The organism is Methanohalophilus sp. RSK (assembly GCF_003722075.1).
Taxonomy (GTDB): Archaea; Halobacteriota; Methanosarcinia; order Methanosarcinales; family Methanosarcinaceae; genus Methanohalophilus.
In genome coordinates, this window is sequence record NZ_RDSK01000012.1 from 79383 (window position 1) to 94487 (window position 15105).

The 15105-nt window shown below is 45.2% G+C and carries 17 protein-coding genes and 1 pseudogene; 8 read left to right on the forward strand and 10 right to left on the reverse strand.

The features are described from left to right. Positions 1–22 precede the first annotated feature (22 nt). Genes EFE42_RS05045 through EFE42_RS05055 form a run of 3 tightly spaced genes read right to left on the reverse strand, consistent with a single transcriptional unit; the run spans position 23 to position 2038 of the window. Positions 23–976 carry a tyrosine--tRNA ligase gene (locus tag EFE42_RS05045; RefSeq protein ID WP_123136220.1) on the reverse strand — a complete coding sequence of 318 codons (954 nt, stop codon included), beginning with the start codon at positions 974–976 and terminating at the stop codon, positions 23–25. Between the two features lie 59 nt (positions 977–1035). Continuing rightward, on the reverse strand, positions 1036–1767 hold the full coding sequence (locus tag EFE42_RS05050; protein WP_123136221.1) for a tRNA(His) guanylyltransferase Thg1 family protein: 732 nt from the start codon (positions 1765–1767) through the stop codon (positions 1036–1038). A gap of 7 nt (positions 1768–1774) precedes the next feature. Continuing rightward, complete coding sequence (locus EFE42_RS05055; RefSeq protein ID WP_123136222.1) at positions 1775–2038, reverse strand: PRC-barrel domain-containing protein; 264 nt, start codon at positions 2036–2038, stop codon at positions 1775–1777. A gap of 138 nt (positions 2039–2176) precedes the next feature. Between EFE42_RS05055 and EFE42_RS05060 the strand changes: the two genes are divergently transcribed. From EFE42_RS05060 to EFE42_RS05075, 4 genes are read left to right on the forward strand one after another with little or no spacing between them, the layout of a single operon-like run. Continuing rightward, complete coding sequence (locus EFE42_RS05060) at positions 2177–2941, forward strand: ribonuclease H-like domain-containing protein (protein ID WP_123136223.1); 765 nt, start codon at positions 2177–2179, stop codon at positions 2939–2941. Further along, a complete protein-coding gene (gene uvrC, locus EFE42_RS05065; protein WP_123136224.1) occupies positions 2938–4752 on the forward strand; it encodes an excinuclease ABC subunit UvrC in 1815 nt (604 codons plus the stop codon). Before EFE42_RS05060 ends, uvrC begins: the two co-directional genes overlap by 4 nt. Positions 4753–4807: 55 nt before the next feature. Next, positions 4808–5233, forward strand: coding sequence for a universal stress protein (locus EFE42_RS05070; protein WP_123136225.1), 426 nt, complete (start codon positions 4808–4810; stop codon positions 5231–5233). Between the two features lie 42 nt (positions 5234–5275). Next, positions 5276–5980 carry a YkgJ family cysteine cluster protein gene (locus tag EFE42_RS05075; protein WP_123136226.1) on the forward strand — a complete coding sequence of 235 codons (705 nt, stop codon included), beginning with the start codon at positions 5276–5278 and terminating at the stop codon, positions 5978–5980. Here EFE42_RS05075 and EFE42_RS05080 read toward each other — a convergent pair. The 7 genes from EFE42_RS05080 to EFE42_RS05110 all read right to left on the reverse strand — a co-directional run bounded on the left by EFE42_RS05080 (position 5977) and on the right by EFE42_RS05110 (position 12727). Beyond that, the gene (locus EFE42_RS05080) at positions 5977–7080 is read right to left on the reverse strand and encodes a TIGR04013 family B12-binding domain/radical SAM domain-containing protein (RefSeq protein WP_123136227.1); all 1104 of its coding nucleotides are present in this window, start codon (positions 7078–7080) and stop codon (positions 5977–5979) included. The genes EFE42_RS05075 and EFE42_RS05080 overlap by 4 nt on opposite strands. A 13-nt stretch (positions 7081–7093) precedes the next feature. Continuing rightward, positions 7094–8203, reverse strand: a complete 1110-nt coding sequence (locus EFE42_RS05085) for a site-2 protease family protein (protein ID WP_123136228.1) — start codon at positions 8201–8203, stop codon at positions 7094–7096. A gap of 1 nt (position 8204) precedes the next feature. Next, on the reverse strand, positions 8205–8615 hold the full coding sequence (locus tag EFE42_RS05090; protein WP_123136390.1) for a DUF126 domain-containing protein: 411 nt from the start codon (positions 8613–8615) through the stop codon (positions 8205–8207). After that, complete coding sequence (locus tag EFE42_RS05095) at positions 8596–9786, reverse strand: aconitase X catalytic domain-containing protein (RefSeq protein WP_123136229.1); 1191 nt, start codon at positions 9784–9786, stop codon at positions 8596–8598. Before EFE42_RS05095 ends, EFE42_RS05090 begins: the two co-directional genes overlap by 20 nt. Positions 9787–9807: 21 nt before the next feature. After that, a complete protein-coding gene (locus EFE42_RS05100) occupies positions 9808–11082 on the reverse strand; it encodes a UbiD family decarboxylase (protein ID WP_123136230.1) in 1275 nt (424 codons plus the stop codon). Positions 11083–11280: 198 nt separating this feature from the next. Beyond that, positions 11281–11748: a DUF5806 family protein gene (locus tag EFE42_RS05105; RefSeq protein ID WP_123136231.1), complete on the reverse strand. Its 468-nt coding sequence runs from the start codon at positions 11746–11748 to the stop codon at positions 11281–11283. A 175-nt stretch (positions 11749–11923) separates the two neighbouring features. Further along, positions 11924–12727, reverse strand: a complete 804-nt coding sequence (locus EFE42_RS05110) for a sugar phosphate isomerase/epimerase family protein (RefSeq protein WP_123136232.1) — start codon at positions 12725–12727, stop codon at positions 11924–11926. Positions 12728–12817: 90 nt separating this feature from the next. On the opposite strand from EFE42_RS05110, the gene EFE42_RS05115 reads away from it, so the two are divergent. The 4 genes and pseudogenes from EFE42_RS05115 to mtrD all read left to right on the forward strand — a co-directional run bounded on the left by EFE42_RS05115 (position 12818) and on the right by mtrD (position 15105). Continuing rightward, entirely contained in the window at positions 12818–13144 is a 327-nt protein-coding gene (locus EFE42_RS05115; protein WP_233564729.1) for a hypothetical protein, read from the forward strand. Further along, positions 13126–13310: pseudogene (locus EFE42_RS10490) on the forward strand (DUF5402 family protein). The gene EFE42_RS05115 and the pseudogene EFE42_RS10490 overlap by 19 nt, the downstream one beginning before the upstream one ends. Positions 13311–13480: 170 nt before the next feature. Further along, positions 13481–14389 (forward strand): tetrahydromethanopterin S-methyltransferase subunit E, encoded by a 909-nt coding sequence (gene mtrE / locus EFE42_RS05120; RefSeq protein WP_123136233.1) that lies wholly within the window; start codon positions 13481–13483, stop codon positions 14387–14389. A 5-nt stretch (positions 14390–14394) separates the two neighbouring features. Further along, positions 14395–15105, forward strand: a complete 711-nt coding sequence (gene mtrD / locus EFE42_RS05125; RefSeq protein ID WP_370448668.1) for a tetrahydromethanopterin S-methyltransferase subunit D — start codon at positions 14395–14397, stop codon at positions 15103–15105.

Below are 15105 nucleotides of genomic sequence, written 5' to 3' on the forward strand. Positions count from 1 at the left end.
CATTATATATGTTATTGTGGGATTACAGGAGAACTTCCCTGACAGGTGCAAGTAACAGGCCCATGTATTTTACAGCACCATTTTTAAGATCCATTGGGTGCAGGGTTCCGTCTTCAAAGATCTTTTCAAGTTCCTCGTAACCATTGCATGTAAGATTGCCGCCAAATTTTTCAGGCCTTTCGAACACTATTTCTTCATAACGGGGTAATATATGGTAGCGGAAGAGCTGTAATACAGGATTATCGACTATCTCCCCAGCAGGACAGAAAGCTTTTTTCATCTTTTTCTTGATGGCTGCTTCATCATCATCCACTGAAATGTAATTGCCCTTGGAAGAAGCCATTTTATCGCCGTCAAGTCCCAGCAGGATTGGAGTATGGAGACATGTCGGTGCCTTGTAGCCCATTCCAGGCAGTCCTTCACGGGCAAGCATGTGAATCTTACGCTGGTCGATACCACCCACAGCTACATCAACATCAAGCATAGCAATATCAATGGCCTGCATTATCGGATAGACCATCTGGGAAACCCGCGGATCATCCATTGTTCTTCCGACCTCATCCATACTGCGGCGAGCCCTGTTCAGGGAAGTGGTACAGGTGAGTTTGAGTACATTGAGCATATATTCCTCACCCAGCTGGAAATCCGATCCATAAACAAAATTGGTTTTATCGGGATCAAGTCCCAGTGCAAGGAAGCATCTTCTGTTGTAATCAGCAATTTGTTTTACTTCTTCCATAGTACCTTTTTGATTCAGGAAAGCGTGTACATCTGCAAGGAGTACCGTGATATTGAAGCCGGCCTTCTGAAGGTCGATCAATTTGTTTACGGTAAGCACATGGCCCATATGTATCTTACCGCTTGGTTCGTAACCGGTGTAGGCAGAAGGCTCTGCTTTTGCTTCCATCAGTTCATCCAGTTCCTTCTCTGTAACAATTTCCTGAGCATTCCTTTTAACAAGATCTATTCTGTCCATGGAGTCACCGCATAAGATAATTTAACTGATAATAAGGTCAATAATTGTGCAATCTCTATTCAATCCAGAGATATATGTCTTTTGAGGAAATTATCTCCCTCTGCTGTACTGAAAAGAGGCAAATCCCAATCCTGGGAGATACGTGAACGTGTGGAACGTGTCTTTTCCTCCAGAAGAGGATTATATCCTTCTATTGGATATTTTTCCCTGTATACAGCCACACCTCGCCTTTGCCATGCAGGTTTCTTTGCCAGATTTGTGCCTCTTTCAAACATCATCTCATGTATGTCCTGTGATTTTTTGCCATGCATGACTGAAGCTGCACTCTTTCTGTCCATACCTTCCTCGACAAGAGTGTAATAACCATAAGAACTAACAAAATTGCGCCAGGCTTCCTGTTGTCGCCACTGCATATATTCATTAAAATGGTCATTGCATACAGGAATCACGCGACAGTCAAAAGCCACAGGTTCCGCAATTCCTGAAAAAAGGGTAAAAGCGCTGCTCAAAAATGAAGGCACAACCGAATCCAGTTTCTCCACTCTTCTGTCAAAGGGCAAATCAGTGAATACAATGCTTGCCTCATCAGAAAAAGTGTATGCAAAAACCGGGTTCATGTTGCTTTTTTTGAAAAACAACTCTATTGAATCGGCCATACAGGTGGCAAAGAAAAGATCATAGGGTTTTTCAAACCCTTCTTTTTTCAGGGTACGCTGGAAGTTCCTGCCATCTACGCGAAGAATTACCGGAGATACACAACGCAAATCTGCATAGATCTCTCGCTCTTTCATGAGATGATCAGTCTTCTACTTGCTCTTTTTTCCTGAATTTGCTGACAACATCCCTGATAAGAACAATGTCCCCGCTTGTGACTACCCATCGATAGGGAATTATGACACCCCTTGTAGGCACATCGAAAAAATCACGACTGATGCCGGAAAGAGCAAGACCACTTATTACTCCCTCGTCCACGTTCATTACAAGATCGTCAACTTTACCCACATAAGTACCGAGGTTGGTATATACGTTTAACCCAAAGAGTGATGTAATATCTGCGCGCATGTTATCCCCTGTTATAGTTGTATATTGTATAAGAATTTACGTTGGTCATATATATAAATACATTTTCTTAAATGATATATATTCTGGCAAATTTAATTACATGAGCTGAATCCATCATATAAAATATTGGTGACATTAATGCTTACAAGTACTTATATTCATATCCCGGGCATCGGGAAAGGAACCGAGAGGAAGATATGGTCCGGTGGAATTACCACATGGAATGATTTCCTGCAGAATAAAAGCGCAATAAGCCTCCCGGGTTCCAAAAAAGATAAAATTGCAATGGAAATTGAAAACTCCATCGAAAAACTTGAGATACGCGATATTCCTTATTTTGCAAAATCGATACCTACAGCCGAACACTGGAGAGGATTCCGTAATTTTTCGGACTCTGTAGCCTACGTAGATATTGAAACCACAGGGCTTTCACCTTCATCCTCTAAAATAACTGTCATCGGGGTTTATGATGGAAAAGATGTGAAAAGTTTCGTGCGGGGCATAAATCTGGAAGAAATAGTACAGGAGATGGAACAATACGATTTCCTGGTGACTTTCAATGGTGCGCGTTTTGACCTGCCTTTCATACAGCGAGAGTTTCCACAGATCACAATGGAACAAATGCATACCGATCTTATGTACCCTTTAAGGAGAATAGGGTTGAAAGGCGGACTCAAAAATATAGAGCATATGCTGGGAATCAACCGCTCCGAAGAAACTGAAGGTATGGACGGTTTTGAAGCCGTGCGCCTGTGGAAGGAATATGAAAAGGGAAATGAGGAAGCCCTGGATTTGCTTCTTGAATACAACCGAGAAGATATAGTGAATCTGGAAACTATCCTGGAGATTACATATGACAGGTTCGTTGAACACTGCTTTCAGGGGTGTACACCACAGAAATGAGTGAAAATGTTGTGCCGGGACATCCGGACATATCGGATTTTCCCCACATGCCCGGCGTATACCTGATGAAGGACGCAAATGATACCATTATCTACATCGGTAAAGCCAGGGACCTGAAGAAAAGGGTCAGCCAGTACTTCCAGGCTGACAAAAACAAGAGTCCAAAAACAAAGGTCCTTGTTAGCAAGATCAGGGATATCGAATACATAGTTACATCCACAGAAGTTGAAGCCCTTATCCTGGAAGCCAACCTGATCAAAAAGAACAGGCCCCGGTACAATATCAGTCTGAAAGACGATAAACGGTATCCCTATGTGAAGGTAACCATCAATTCCAGATACCCGCGCATATACCTGGTCAGACGCAGGTTAATGGATGATGCTGTCTATTTTGGACCATACACCAGTGTAAAGCCGGTGCGCACTACCCTTGACCTGATATCCCAGATATTCAAAATCCGCAGGTGTCACGGCAATCCCACACAGAAGAAAAGGCCCTGCCTGAACTATCATATAAATCGTTGCATGGGACCCTGTACAGGAGATGTTGATGCGGAAGAATACAGGGATAATGTGAAAGCGGCAGTAAAGTACCTCAGGGGGGACACCGGTGACCTGCTGGGCAAACTCAGACAGCAAATGCAGGAATACGCAGAAAAGCAGCGATATGAGGCAGCTTCGGTTATCCGGGACCAGATTGAAGGTTTAAAAGAACTTGCAAAACAGCAAAGGACAACCGCAGGGGTCGATGACAGGGATGTTATCGGGTTGCATGTGGATGAGAAGGACATTTATGTGCAGCTCTTCTACGTGAGAAACGGCAGCATGGTGGGACGGGCGGATTTTGAACTGAACCGGGGGAAAAGTACGTCCTCTGAAATTATTGCCGAATTCATTAAGCAATACTATCAGGATTCCCCTGTACCTCCCGAAATTGTTGTACCGGAAATGCCTCCGGAGGAAGAAGTAATCCTGAAATGGCTGTCTGAAAAGGCTGGCAGGAAAGTTACCCTGAACATTCCCAAAATAGGAGAAAAGAAAAAACTCTTTGATATGGCGATGAAAAATGCCACAATGGCCGGGGAGCGGGCAAACACGGAGAAAGCAAAAAAGGAAGGGACATTGAAAGGGCTCGGGACGCTGCAGGAAAAACTGGGAATTGGTACCCTGCCCCGACATATAGAAGGTTTTGACATATCCAATATATCAGGAACCGATCCGGTAGCTTCGATGGTGGTTTTCAAAAATGGTACACCTTCAAAAGCGGATTACAGGCATTACAATATCAAAAGTGTTGAAGGAATTGATGATTTTGCCATGATGGCCGAAGCTGTCGACAGGCGATACTCCCGCATGAAAGAAAATAAACAAGCCATGCCGGACCTCATACTTATAGACGGAGGAGAAGGCCAGATCAACGCCGCAAGCCGGGAATTACAAAAACTGCAGATGAATATACCGATAATCGGCCTTGCCAAAAAATTTGAGCATATAATTTTTCCAGACACACATCCCCGTAAACTGCTGATTCTGCCAAAAAAATCCCCTGCACTAAAAATACTCATGCAGGTAAGGGACGAAGCACACAGGTTTGCAGTGGCTTCCCACAGGAAAAGAAGGTCAGCAAGACTTTCCCATTCCGAACTGGATGGGATTGAAGGAATCGGGGAAAAGAAAAAGAAAGAACTTCTGCAATATTTCGGTTCTGTGGAAAAGGTCAGGCAGGCTGATGAAAAAGAGATCGCAGGAGTTGAGGGAATCGGAAAAGCACTTGCAAGGCGTATTGCCGAAAAACTCAGGGAACAAAAGTGAGCACGACAGCTATATAAAAAATACTGTAGTAGTTTACTGTAAGGGGGATTAGATAATGAGTTACAACAAGATGCTTATTTCCATTGACGGTTCCGGTTATTCGGAACAGGTGCTTGAAGCAGGGATGGAAATTGCAAAGGGTTTGGATAGTCGTGTTTACATTGTTTATGTGGTACATCCCGGTTCATCCCTTCTGCCAAATCCTGATTCCTGGAGTCCTTCTCGCCGGGTGCTGGAGGAGATGGGCAAAGATGCATTCAGGAAGGCAATGGCTATTGCGAAAGATAAGGGTTTGTCCTGCGAGACAAAAATGCTGGAAGGATACCCGTCAGATAAGATTATGGATTTTGCTGAACGAAAGAATGTCGATATGATCGTCATTGGTTCCAAAGGTCGGCAGAGTACCAAAAAATTCCTGCTTGGCGGCGTTGCGGAGAAAGTCATACGCAATTCCAAAAAACCTGTATACGTGGTCCGTTGAAAATATTCTTAAATACTATGCCTGCGCGGTTAGTTTCAGGTGATGCAGATAGCATTGATAAGTAAAGAGCTCGCACAGGCCAGATCGGACCTTTCTGCTGTAGAGGCATATCCTTTTGAAGAACTGGTTGATATAATCAAAGATGTGGGTTTTGAATGCAGCAGGTGCACACGCTGTTGCACCCGCGACTACAATGATCATGTTTTCCTGCTGGAGAAGGATGTTGAGAGAATCGAGAGGGTCGATCCTTCAAAAATTACACCTGCGCCTTATTTCGATTACTGTGATAACAAGGGCAATTTCTATGTACAGGGATATGCCCTGACCTACAAGGATGACGGGACCTGTGCTTTCCTGGGAGAAGATGGGCTGTGTACCATATACAAACAGAGGCCCTCAATATGCAGCATATATCCGTATATGCTCAATCGCGAACCCGACAGGAGGGGCAAGCTCCTGTGGAGACATGTGGCAGGCCTGAACGAGCACGGTTACTATCACTGTGAAATGACTGAGAAGGATGCCATGCAAATGGCAAAAGATGTGGGTGAATATGAAACCGGCTTCCTGCAGCACCGAATAGATTTCCTTACTACCTTGCTCTCCTACTTCAGGGAAAACAAGCTTAAACCTTCCCAGAGACAGTACGAAAGACAGATGAAAAAATACAATTCAGGGAAAGAAATTGTCGTTAACGTGTACCACTGCGGACAATTTCATACTCATCATCTTGCAGATAAAAGTTAAGCCCACTTTCCTGTCAATTTCCCATCCAGTGCCAGTTTACCCAGAAGTTTATTTACATCCGGTTCAATCGGTGCAGGAACTATATTTTCATAAGGTGTCGAAGGCAGTGGGGTCAGGTAATGAGCTCGCACCTTGCCCCCTTTACTGATTATCCAGTTGATCATATCCAGGGTGATTCGCTGGTCCTCTTCGTTTTCACCGGGAAAACCGAATATGAAATCCACCATCGGCACTATGTTTTTGTCCACACAAAGCTCAACGGCATTAAAAATATCTTCACTGTTATGTCCCCTGCGAATTTGCCTGAGGATGCTATCACTGCCTGATTGGCCACCCAGACTTATACTTTTGTTTGTGCAGTATTTATCCACCAGTTCCAGCGCATCCTCTGTAACGAATTCAGGACGCACTTCCGAGGGGAAAGTGCCAAAATAAATAGTCTTTCCCTCAAGTTCTGCAAGGGAGGCAAGTAATTTCTCAACTTTATCCAGCCTTGGATGAATCCCGTCACCTCCGTAGGCAAAAGCATTTGAAGAGGTGAATCTCAGGTCATTGTAACAGCATGCATAACGAACAATGGAATCAATACTTCGATGACGCATCTTGTGACCGAAAAGCCTGGGAGTCTGGCAATATTTACAATTCCAGGGACATCCCCTGCTGATTTCTATTGGTGACCGGGGGCCATCACAGTCAAAACAGGGATAATCATCAAGATTTACCGGTTGCCGGGAGGGCGTGTACACAATACTACCGCCTTTTTTGTAGGCAATCCCGGCTACTTTTGAAACATCTCCCCCCATCTGCAGGGTATCCACAAGTTGTGGCAGGGTTTCTTCTCCTTCCCCGATTACCACATAATCAAAAAACCCAAGAGTTTCTTCCACTGAGCCTGACGGGTGCGGCCCTCCTGCTATATAGACAGAATCGGTTTTTGAAGAAGATACTTCCGTAAATATGCTTCTTTTTTGTGCGGTAGAAAAACTGTACACCATTATGCCGTCAACCGGATGCCGGGCAAAACCAGCATTTTCAAGCAAGGGATAAAGGGTCGCCAGACTGTATGAGTTCTTTCGATGCCATCGGAGATTTATATCCACTCAATTCACTTCCTTATACAGTAACTATAGTAAAAGGAACCGGTGTGAAACACAACAGGCCCAGCACGAAAGTAACTATTCCCAGCAGCATCCTTTTGCCGCCAAGTTCGTGCCTGTCTTCCATTGGCCGGGGATGGCCTGCGGCAGCAAAAAGGAAGAGTAAAATCGCCCAGAAAAACCAGATTCCGGCATTTTGACCCATTACAGTACCTATATAAATGGCTATCAATCCGAGTAGAACCGGCATTGCTGAAGAAATGTATTTCGCTTTTTCACCAAGCATTGCACGCATGGCATGCCCCCCGTCCAGCTGACCCGAAGGTAGGAGGTTGAGCAAGGTGACAAACATTCCCACCCAGCCGGCAAAAGCCACAGGGTGAATGGTTTGGCCACTGGAACCCATTAACCATTGCAGGAAGGCAAATAGGGGAGGCATCTGCAAGTCTATCATAAGGGTGCCGGGTGCCTGAGAGAACTCCACAGGAGGTTGCATCAAACCTATGATCGTAACAATTACTGAGGCCACAAGCCCTACAAGGGGGCCTGAAACTGCCACATCAAACAAGGATATCCTGTCCGGTATCATTCCCTTGTGCTTGATAACCGCCCCCATTGTTCCGATTATGGAGGGAAAAGGAATGAAATAGGGCAGGGAAGTTTGCATGCCGTGCCTGCGAGCTGCGAGGTAGTGTCCCATCTCATGTGAGCCCAACACACCCATTATAGCGATAGTAAAAGGCAAACCTTCAAAAGCAGAGAGCGGATCTGCAATTACATCCGCCCCAAACATGCTTGCACCTGCAAACATGGTTGTGAAAAAAGTGGCTATTGCCAGCACAGCGTTTATCCATACTCTGTCTTTTCCTTGTTTGAAAGGAACCGCTGCAATTACCTCTTCACCTAACTTAGATTCAATAGCAAGGTTGTAACCTCTGGAGGCAAACTGAACTGTGAGGGATTCCTGTATAATCTTGCGGCTAACCCGTGGCATTCCATAGAAATAGACCGATCCAGCATGGTAGTTCACCTCATATACCCTGAAAAAAGGACTTACCTGAAGATACATCCAGTCAATAAGCTGTTTGACCTGAGGGTCTACTGAAGGTTTCCGTTTTAAGCCCATCTTAATCCTTTGTTTCCAGCCAGCCTTCATTTCCGTTTATGCTAACTTTCATACCATCCTTCAGCATCTCAAATGGATTACTTTCCAGGCTGTCAACCAGAGGGATTTCGGATATGATCGCTCCCACAGCTACTATTGGTTCACATTCCAGGTTTACCATTGCAACCGGAGCAACACCATTTTTGAAAAGCTGGTATATTACATAGGAACCCACTGTCGAACCTTTCCCATGAGGAAATATCAATACCTTGCCAGCTATATTTTTCCCGAAAAGACAATGCTCTGGATCAACGATCTTACCTGTTTGCGGGTCTACGTTGCCCAGAAATGATATGGGGTCTTCTGAAAGCAATACTTCACCGCCAGTACTTCCTTTTGAGATACCCCTGCCTTTAATCCGAATGGGCTCCACCCCCTTTTTCCATGCATTTTTCAATATTGGCGATTGTTGCGGCCACCTTGCACATTCCCGGCAGGTATGCATAGGCTTTTCCGGAATTTACTGCCATGTGAGAGAACTTATCGGTTGCAGGGGAGACTACCATACATGTGTCACAGAGAACCTTTGCACCACTTTTCTCGATACTTTCTACAAGCTTGGGATTGGACGCAGCAACTTCCCTGGAAGTAAATATCCAGACATTGTTGTCCACGACCTTACCTTCAAGCTTTGCAGCAACATCTTCCAGTTCTTCCGGTGAACAGTGAGGACAACCCACAGCAGCGCTGTCACATTCTGTAATTCCATCACCTGATACTGTTTCATAAACTTCATCTATCTGGCTTCTTTCAATCGTCAATTGCTCCTCAGGCAACTCGAAATCTTTCCTGCAGCTTTCAGGAGTGACGCCTTCCACATGATAGAGGGCTACCGCACCTGATGCAGCCATTGCAGCACCCAGTGCTTTGAGCTGGTCCCTGTGGGGTGTAGATTGCATCCTGAACAGGGGCACACGTTTACCTGCTGCTTTGCCTGCGATATAGCCCAGGACTGCATAATCTGAAGGCTCCAGTTCACAGTCCACGGATATCATAAGTTCAGGTACCCTGTTTTCATCCAGATGATAGCCATAGTTTGCAGTTTTACCCAAAAGAGCTGCACAAAGAGCAGAAGGACCACCTTCACGGTTGGTACGGGCCCCGATAACGGAGTTGGCGTAGGATACAGCCGAGGATTCACTCCAGGCAAGATGATCACCGTAAGTTGCCGAGAAACTTTGCAGGTAATACGGTGTGCATGTACACTGGACCTCTATACCCAGATTCCTGTATGCTTCGATGATCTCCTGCTGCTTTTCGGCGAATTCGGCGGATACTCCCATCTCCTGCCATCTTTCAAGATCCATGCCGGCAGGGTTGAGGATGGAAGGTACCTGCACCCTGCCTTCAAGATCGGAGATCCATTCCAGACCGGCATCACCCATCGTTTTATAGGAGACACCTGCAATCTGGGCACTTTTAATGGGAATCAGGCGGTCTGCCTCATAGATATCACCCAGTGCGACCAGGATTTCCATGGCCTTTTGCAGGGTAGGGCCGCTTTCTCCAGCCATTATTCTTTCTTCTTCAGGTGTGAGATACATATAATAAACCTTCAAATATGATCAGTAAATGTTTTTTGGCATCGTTGCTCTTTCAAATTTCTCATTCTCTGCCAGCACCTTTGTGGCATCAATACCCATTTTAGTAGTGGTACCGTCCAGAGCACCCCGCGGATCAAGAGAGCTTCCCCGGACTCCGGGGATTATCATAACATCTGAATCCGCCTTCACACGTGTTGCCATTGCAAATTCGATGTCGTCGCTGTCAAATATATCTATATCCTCATCCACAACAATCACATGTTTGAGACTGGTATGGGCGGCAAACGCTGCCATAATGGCGTTTTTTGCATCCCCCTCTGTCTGCTTTTCAATCTGGACAATAGCATGAAGGTAGCAACATCCCCCTTCGGTCAGAATTACATTTTTTACTTTTGTAACTTCTCCGACAGCCCCGTAGATACGGGGTTCATAAGGCACACCCATCATCAACAGGTGTTCGGGACCTGCGGGCAGTATTCCGTGATATATGGGGTCTTTACGATGCCATATTTTTGTAACCGTTATGACAGGCTCCTGGCGTACAAGGTCATAGGTACCCGTGATATCCACAAATGGGCCTTCATCTGTCCTTTCTTCGGGATAGATGTAACCTTCCATGACAATTTCAGAATGTGGGGTCTTTATACCATTGTCACATTCAAAAAGTTCCACGGGATTACCCATCAAGGCAGCCGCATAATTAAACTCCTTACCTTCCCCAACCCGTGTGGCGGATGCAAAAGCAACCGCAGGATGCGGGCCCAGTACTATGGAAACAGGCAATGGATCACCATTGTTTTCAGCCTCCTTTTGCAGAAGATATGTATGTCTTGGAGGTACCAGACGCGCAGCCAGTTTATTTTTCCCTACAACCATCAGGCGATGGATCGAGGCATTTGTCACACCATCATATTCGGAAACAACTATTCCTGCCGTTATATAAGGGCCACCATCTTTCTCAAAATGTGTCATTATAGGAAGAGAATTGAGGTCCACTTCCTCTACACAAACTTCTTGTGTAGGAGAAGAATCCACAATCCTTATTTCGCCATCCGGCTGTATCCCGGAAAGACTCTGGATAATATCACTTCTATTGACATTAAGCATTGCTCCCAGCTCATCCCTGCTTCCCAATACGTTCATGATCGCCCGGTGACCATTAATATTTTCGAAAAGGACCGGTCCGGAGGTGTTTTTCGCAATCATTGGTGCCTCGTACTCGGCATTCACCTTTTCTTTGATTACGGTAAGCCTGCCGGAAGTACGGATCCTGTCAAGAAAATCTCTGAGGGTCATTGGTTATACTATAAAAAGGGATGATAAATACATATTGCCATTAAAAGGTTTAAGCTCCCATCAAATAACTGCGGGAAACAGGATAATGGAAAGGAGGTTGACAGGAGCCCACCGATATTCGGCAATTGAGGGAATGGTACCGGTATTATAAATACCATCTATTTTGCATCACGTGTGTAATCCAGATAGCTAACAATATCAGTACTCAAATCCATCTGCTTCATTGATATTTTTGAGTACTTGTGCAATCAATAGCTGCACTTCCTCAGAATGAGATTCGGATAATTTCCCCCCTTCAATCTTGAGCAGTTCTCCTATATCATCTATCATACTATGGATCATGGTAAGCATTTCTTCCTGGCCTATCAGGCCTGCATAATATGCATAAAAAAAAGTTGTGCCACTCCGCCTGACTTTTTTCTTGAAGGCTGAATGGGCATTGGATACTTCCTGCCTGGAATACGGACTCTCTGCAAAGGGCACAATATCCGGCAGGTTTTCCCCTATCCAGGTCATTTCCGAGTGGTCGGATACATTTTTGAAATCCGCACAGAGACGAGCAATCATCCATTCACGCGCGGTCAAATGAGTTGTAGATTTAAGGTACCTGTTAACTTCAGAGTATGTCTTGTTTTCCATTTTCTTGAATTTCTCATACCTATTCATGCTGATACCTTCTTTGTATTGCAACCACTATAATACTCATTGCTGTAATGTTTTAATAGTTTTTTCATAAGAAAATGAAACAAGGTAAAAACATCCCACTCTGCACACAGGTATCCACGCATGAGATCAAAAAATAAGAGGAAACGTCTACAGGGAAGGCCTGTATCCCGTGAATTCAGGGAAATATTTCATCCAGTTTATTCCTTCCCGCAATGACATCATCCAGAGAAAAGACCTCAAGATTGAATATTCCGCCAAATCCTGACAATTCTTCAAGTACGGTATAATCGATGCAACCCGAACCCGGCCCAAGGTGTGCATCTCCGAAATAATCACCTTTACACTCCCCGTAATTATCGTGCACGTGCACATGGACGACATTTTCTGCAAAATGTCTTGCAAAATGCCTGAGCAGACCACAGTCTCCCCTGCAGGTCAGATTGGCATGTCCCACATCAAAAGTGATACCAAGTGAAGGAGAATCAACTTCAAGAACTGCCCTTACGACTTCCTCTGCACCGCAGCAGAGATTATCAGGAGCTGTATTCTCCTTATTTTCAAGTCCCAGTACCACACCCCTATCCGAAGCAAAGGCGGCCAGTTCTTTCAGGTTTGCAATCATTTTGTTGAAAGATTTTTCATACTCTGCTCCGTAAGTTCCTGGATGGATGACAACCGCATGGGACCCAATCTCTGTGGCAAGATCAATGGACTCTTCCATGAGCCTGAAATCCTGTTTATCCATGGCTGCCGTATCAACCACAAGATCAGAGGGATAGGTTGGTACATCGGCAAAATAAGGAGCATGGATCGATGTTTCCAGATCACAAGTGGACAATTCATCAAGGATTGAAGAGAGCCGCTCCCTGTCCAGTGTTATCCCATTATATACACCAAGCCTGGGAATATAGAGTTCAACAGAATCAACATGTTCATCGAGTTCGGGCAGCGGGGCTGCAAAGGAAGATGCACCAATCATACAGATTACTGTTCTGCAAGCGATTAATAATCCTTTTGGTAAGGCAAAGATAGCAAAATACTTATTGTAAATATCGGATAAATGCTAGCGATGAAACTCTACGTGCCGCATGTGGGACATATGGAAGGCTTGCAGGAATTGCTTGCAGATCCATCCAAAATATATTCTGTCTACATGGCGGGCTCACCTGATTATATTGGTACCGGCAGGACAAACCTGAGTGCACCCACTCTGGAATCCATAGCAGAACAAACCGAATACGCCCATGAGAAGGGAGTTAAGATCGATATGGTCCTCAACAATTCCTGCATGGGAGGCCAGCAGCTTACACCTGAGGGAATATCAGAGGCTTTACGGTCGATGACATCGAAGTATTCGAAGAACATATCCTTAAGTTCCTGGAAGATGCTACCCTGAAGCTTGGGATCGAACCCACATTCCTTTTTGCCAGGCCGGCACAGCAGAAGTAGCTTCACTCAATGCAAGAATGCTCTGCGGCCGCTGCTACAGGGATTTTGCAAGAGGCGAGGGGAAACAGCCCCGTCCTGACATATATATTCTCAAACTCGAAAAGAACAAATAAATCGATTCCGGGAGACAAATCCGAAAGGTTTATGAATTATATTAAATAATCCAAACCCACCTTAGATGAGTCTATGTTATAATTCATAACATACGGAACAAACTCCGATAAGTTGTTCTACAATAATACATGGATTTATTACAATTAACTAAAAAAGGAGGATAAAAGATATGGAACCACTCATAGGAATGGGTGTGTTGGCACTGATGGGTGCAGCGGCAACTATCGCCGGTGCATCGGAAGATCTGGAATCTGATGTAGGATCCCAGAGTAACCCGAACTCCCAGGTACAGCTGGCACCCCAGATGATGTATCCACACAGGATTTTTAACAAAGCCATTTCAGGTGAACCACCCTCCAATGCCTTAATGGCAGCGGTTGGAGGTGCATCTGCATCGGTGCTTATGGGCGCCTACAGTATGTCAGTGGTCTTTGCCATCGCAGTTGGAGCCCTCATTGCAGCCGGTATACACGGCACTTACGCAACAACTGCATATTTGGGAAGGAGCGCAAGCCAGAAAAGATTCAGACAACCCATATATCTTGATATGGTCCGTTCACACGTACCTGTTATGATGGGATTTGCCTATATTACCACATTTTGTATCCTTGTAGTGTCATATCTCATGACATCTGTTCTCGGACATCCTTTCCCGCTTACCCTGCTTGCATTCATATGGGGTATCACAGTAGGAGCAATCGGTTCTTCTACAGGGGATGTGCACTATGGTGCTGAGCGTGAATTTCAGAATGTAGAATTCGGGTCCGGGCTCAATGCTGCAAACTCCGGTAACATCGTAAGGAAAGCAGAATGCGGACTGAGAAACGGTATCGATAATTCCTGGTTCTGTGCCAAATTCGGTGGCCCTGCAACCGGACTCGCTTTTGGTATGACCGTATTTCTCAGCGGCTGGATTACTACAATATTTGACCCTTCACTGGGTGCCAATATCGGCTGGCTATCAATAGTCGTCGGACTGGCAATCATACTTATCCTGATATTATGGAACCGCAGACTGGAAGTTTTCGCACGTAACCAGTATGGTCCGTACAAAGAAGATGAAGAGGTGACTGCATGATAGATATTGCAGGAGTACTGGCAGCCAATTTCCTATACGTGATCCTCATCACACTTGGAGGAGTGCTCGTATCCGGAAGTGTCCACTTCGTACCTGTGGGTGGTGCACCCGCAGCAATGGCCCAGGCTACAGGTATCGGAACAGGTACAGTACAGCTCGCTGCCGGTGCAGGTCTTACAGGACTTGTAACAGCAGGCGCAATGCTTAATCTGACGGACAGTATGGCCCTGATCCTTGCAGCCGGCATGGTCGGTGCAATGATTATGATTGGCGTAACTATGATAATCGGAAACCTTGTATACGTCTACGGTGTGGGAGTACCTCCCGCTTCAGCAAAGGTAGATTATGACCCAATCACAAAGGACAGACAGGATATCTATGTATCACAGGGTACCGAAGGACACGGTATTCCAACTGTATCATTTGTAAGTGGTATCATCGGAGGAGGTCTGGGTGGTATCGGCGGTGCACTTGTTTATTATTCCCTGATGAGTATTGCAAATGGCATGGCTTCAGCAGACTTTGTAGGTCTTGCAGCTATTTTCGCTGTGGGAATTTTCTTCGTAAACGCTGTAATACCGTCCTACAACATAGGAGGTACTATCGAAGGATTCCATGATCCTAAGTTCAAGAAGTGGCCAAAAGCAGTAGTAACATCTTTAATTGTCACATTTATGTGTGCAATTGTAAGTGTAATTACAATAGGAGGTCTGTAA

Coding starts and splice junctions, on each gene's coding strand:
- EFE42_RS05045 (WP_123136220.1), bottom strand. CDS start 976: ATGGACAGAATAGATCTTGTTAAAAGGAATGCTCAGGAAATTGTTACA.
- EFE42_RS05050 (WP_123136221.1), bottom strand. CDS start 1,767: ATGAAAGAGCGAGAGATCTATGCAGATTTGCGTTGTGTATCTCCGGTA.
- EFE42_RS05055 (WP_123136222.1), bottom strand. CDS start 2,038: ATGCGCGCAGATATTACATCACTCTTTGGGTTAAACGTATATACCAAC.
- EFE42_RS05060 (WP_123136223.1), top strand. CDS start 2,177: ATGCTTACAAGTACTTATATTCATATCCCGGGCATCGGGAAAGGAACC.
- uvrC (WP_123136224.1), top strand. CDS start 2,938: ATGAGTGAAAATGTTGTGCCGGGACATCCGGACATATCGGATTTTCCC.
- EFE42_RS05070 (WP_123136225.1), top strand. CDS start 4,808: ATGAGTTACAACAAGATGCTTATTTCCATTGACGGTTCCGGTTATTCG.
- EFE42_RS05075 (WP_123136226.1), top strand. CDS start 5,276: ATGCAGATAGCATTGATAAGTAAAGAGCTCGCACAGGCCAGATCGGAC.
- EFE42_RS05085 (WP_123136228.1), bottom strand. CDS start 8,203: ATGGGCTTAAAACGGAAACCTTCAGTAGACCCTCAGGTCAAACAGCTT.
- EFE42_RS05095 (WP_123136229.1), bottom strand. CDS start 9,786: ATGTATCTCACACCTGAAGAAGAAAGAATAATGGCTGGAGAAAGCGGC.
- EFE42_RS05100 (WP_123136230.1), bottom strand. CDS start 11,082: ATGACCCTCAGAGATTTTCTTGACAGGATCCGTACTTCCGGCAGGCTT.
- EFE42_RS05105 (WP_123136231.1), bottom strand. CDS start 11,748: ATGAATAGGTATGAGAAATTCAAGAAAATGGAAAACAAGACATACTCT.
- EFE42_RS05110 (WP_123136232.1), bottom strand. CDS start 12,727: ATGATTGGTGCATCTTCCTTTGCAGCCCCGCTGCCCGAACTCGATGAA.
- EFE42_RS05115 (WP_233564729.1), top strand. CDS start 12,818: ATGAAACTCTACGTGCCGCATGTGGGACATATGGAAGGCTTGCAGGAA.
- mtrE (WP_123136233.1), top strand. CDS start 13,481: ATGGAACCACTCATAGGAATGGGTGTGTTGGCACTGATGGGTGCAGCG.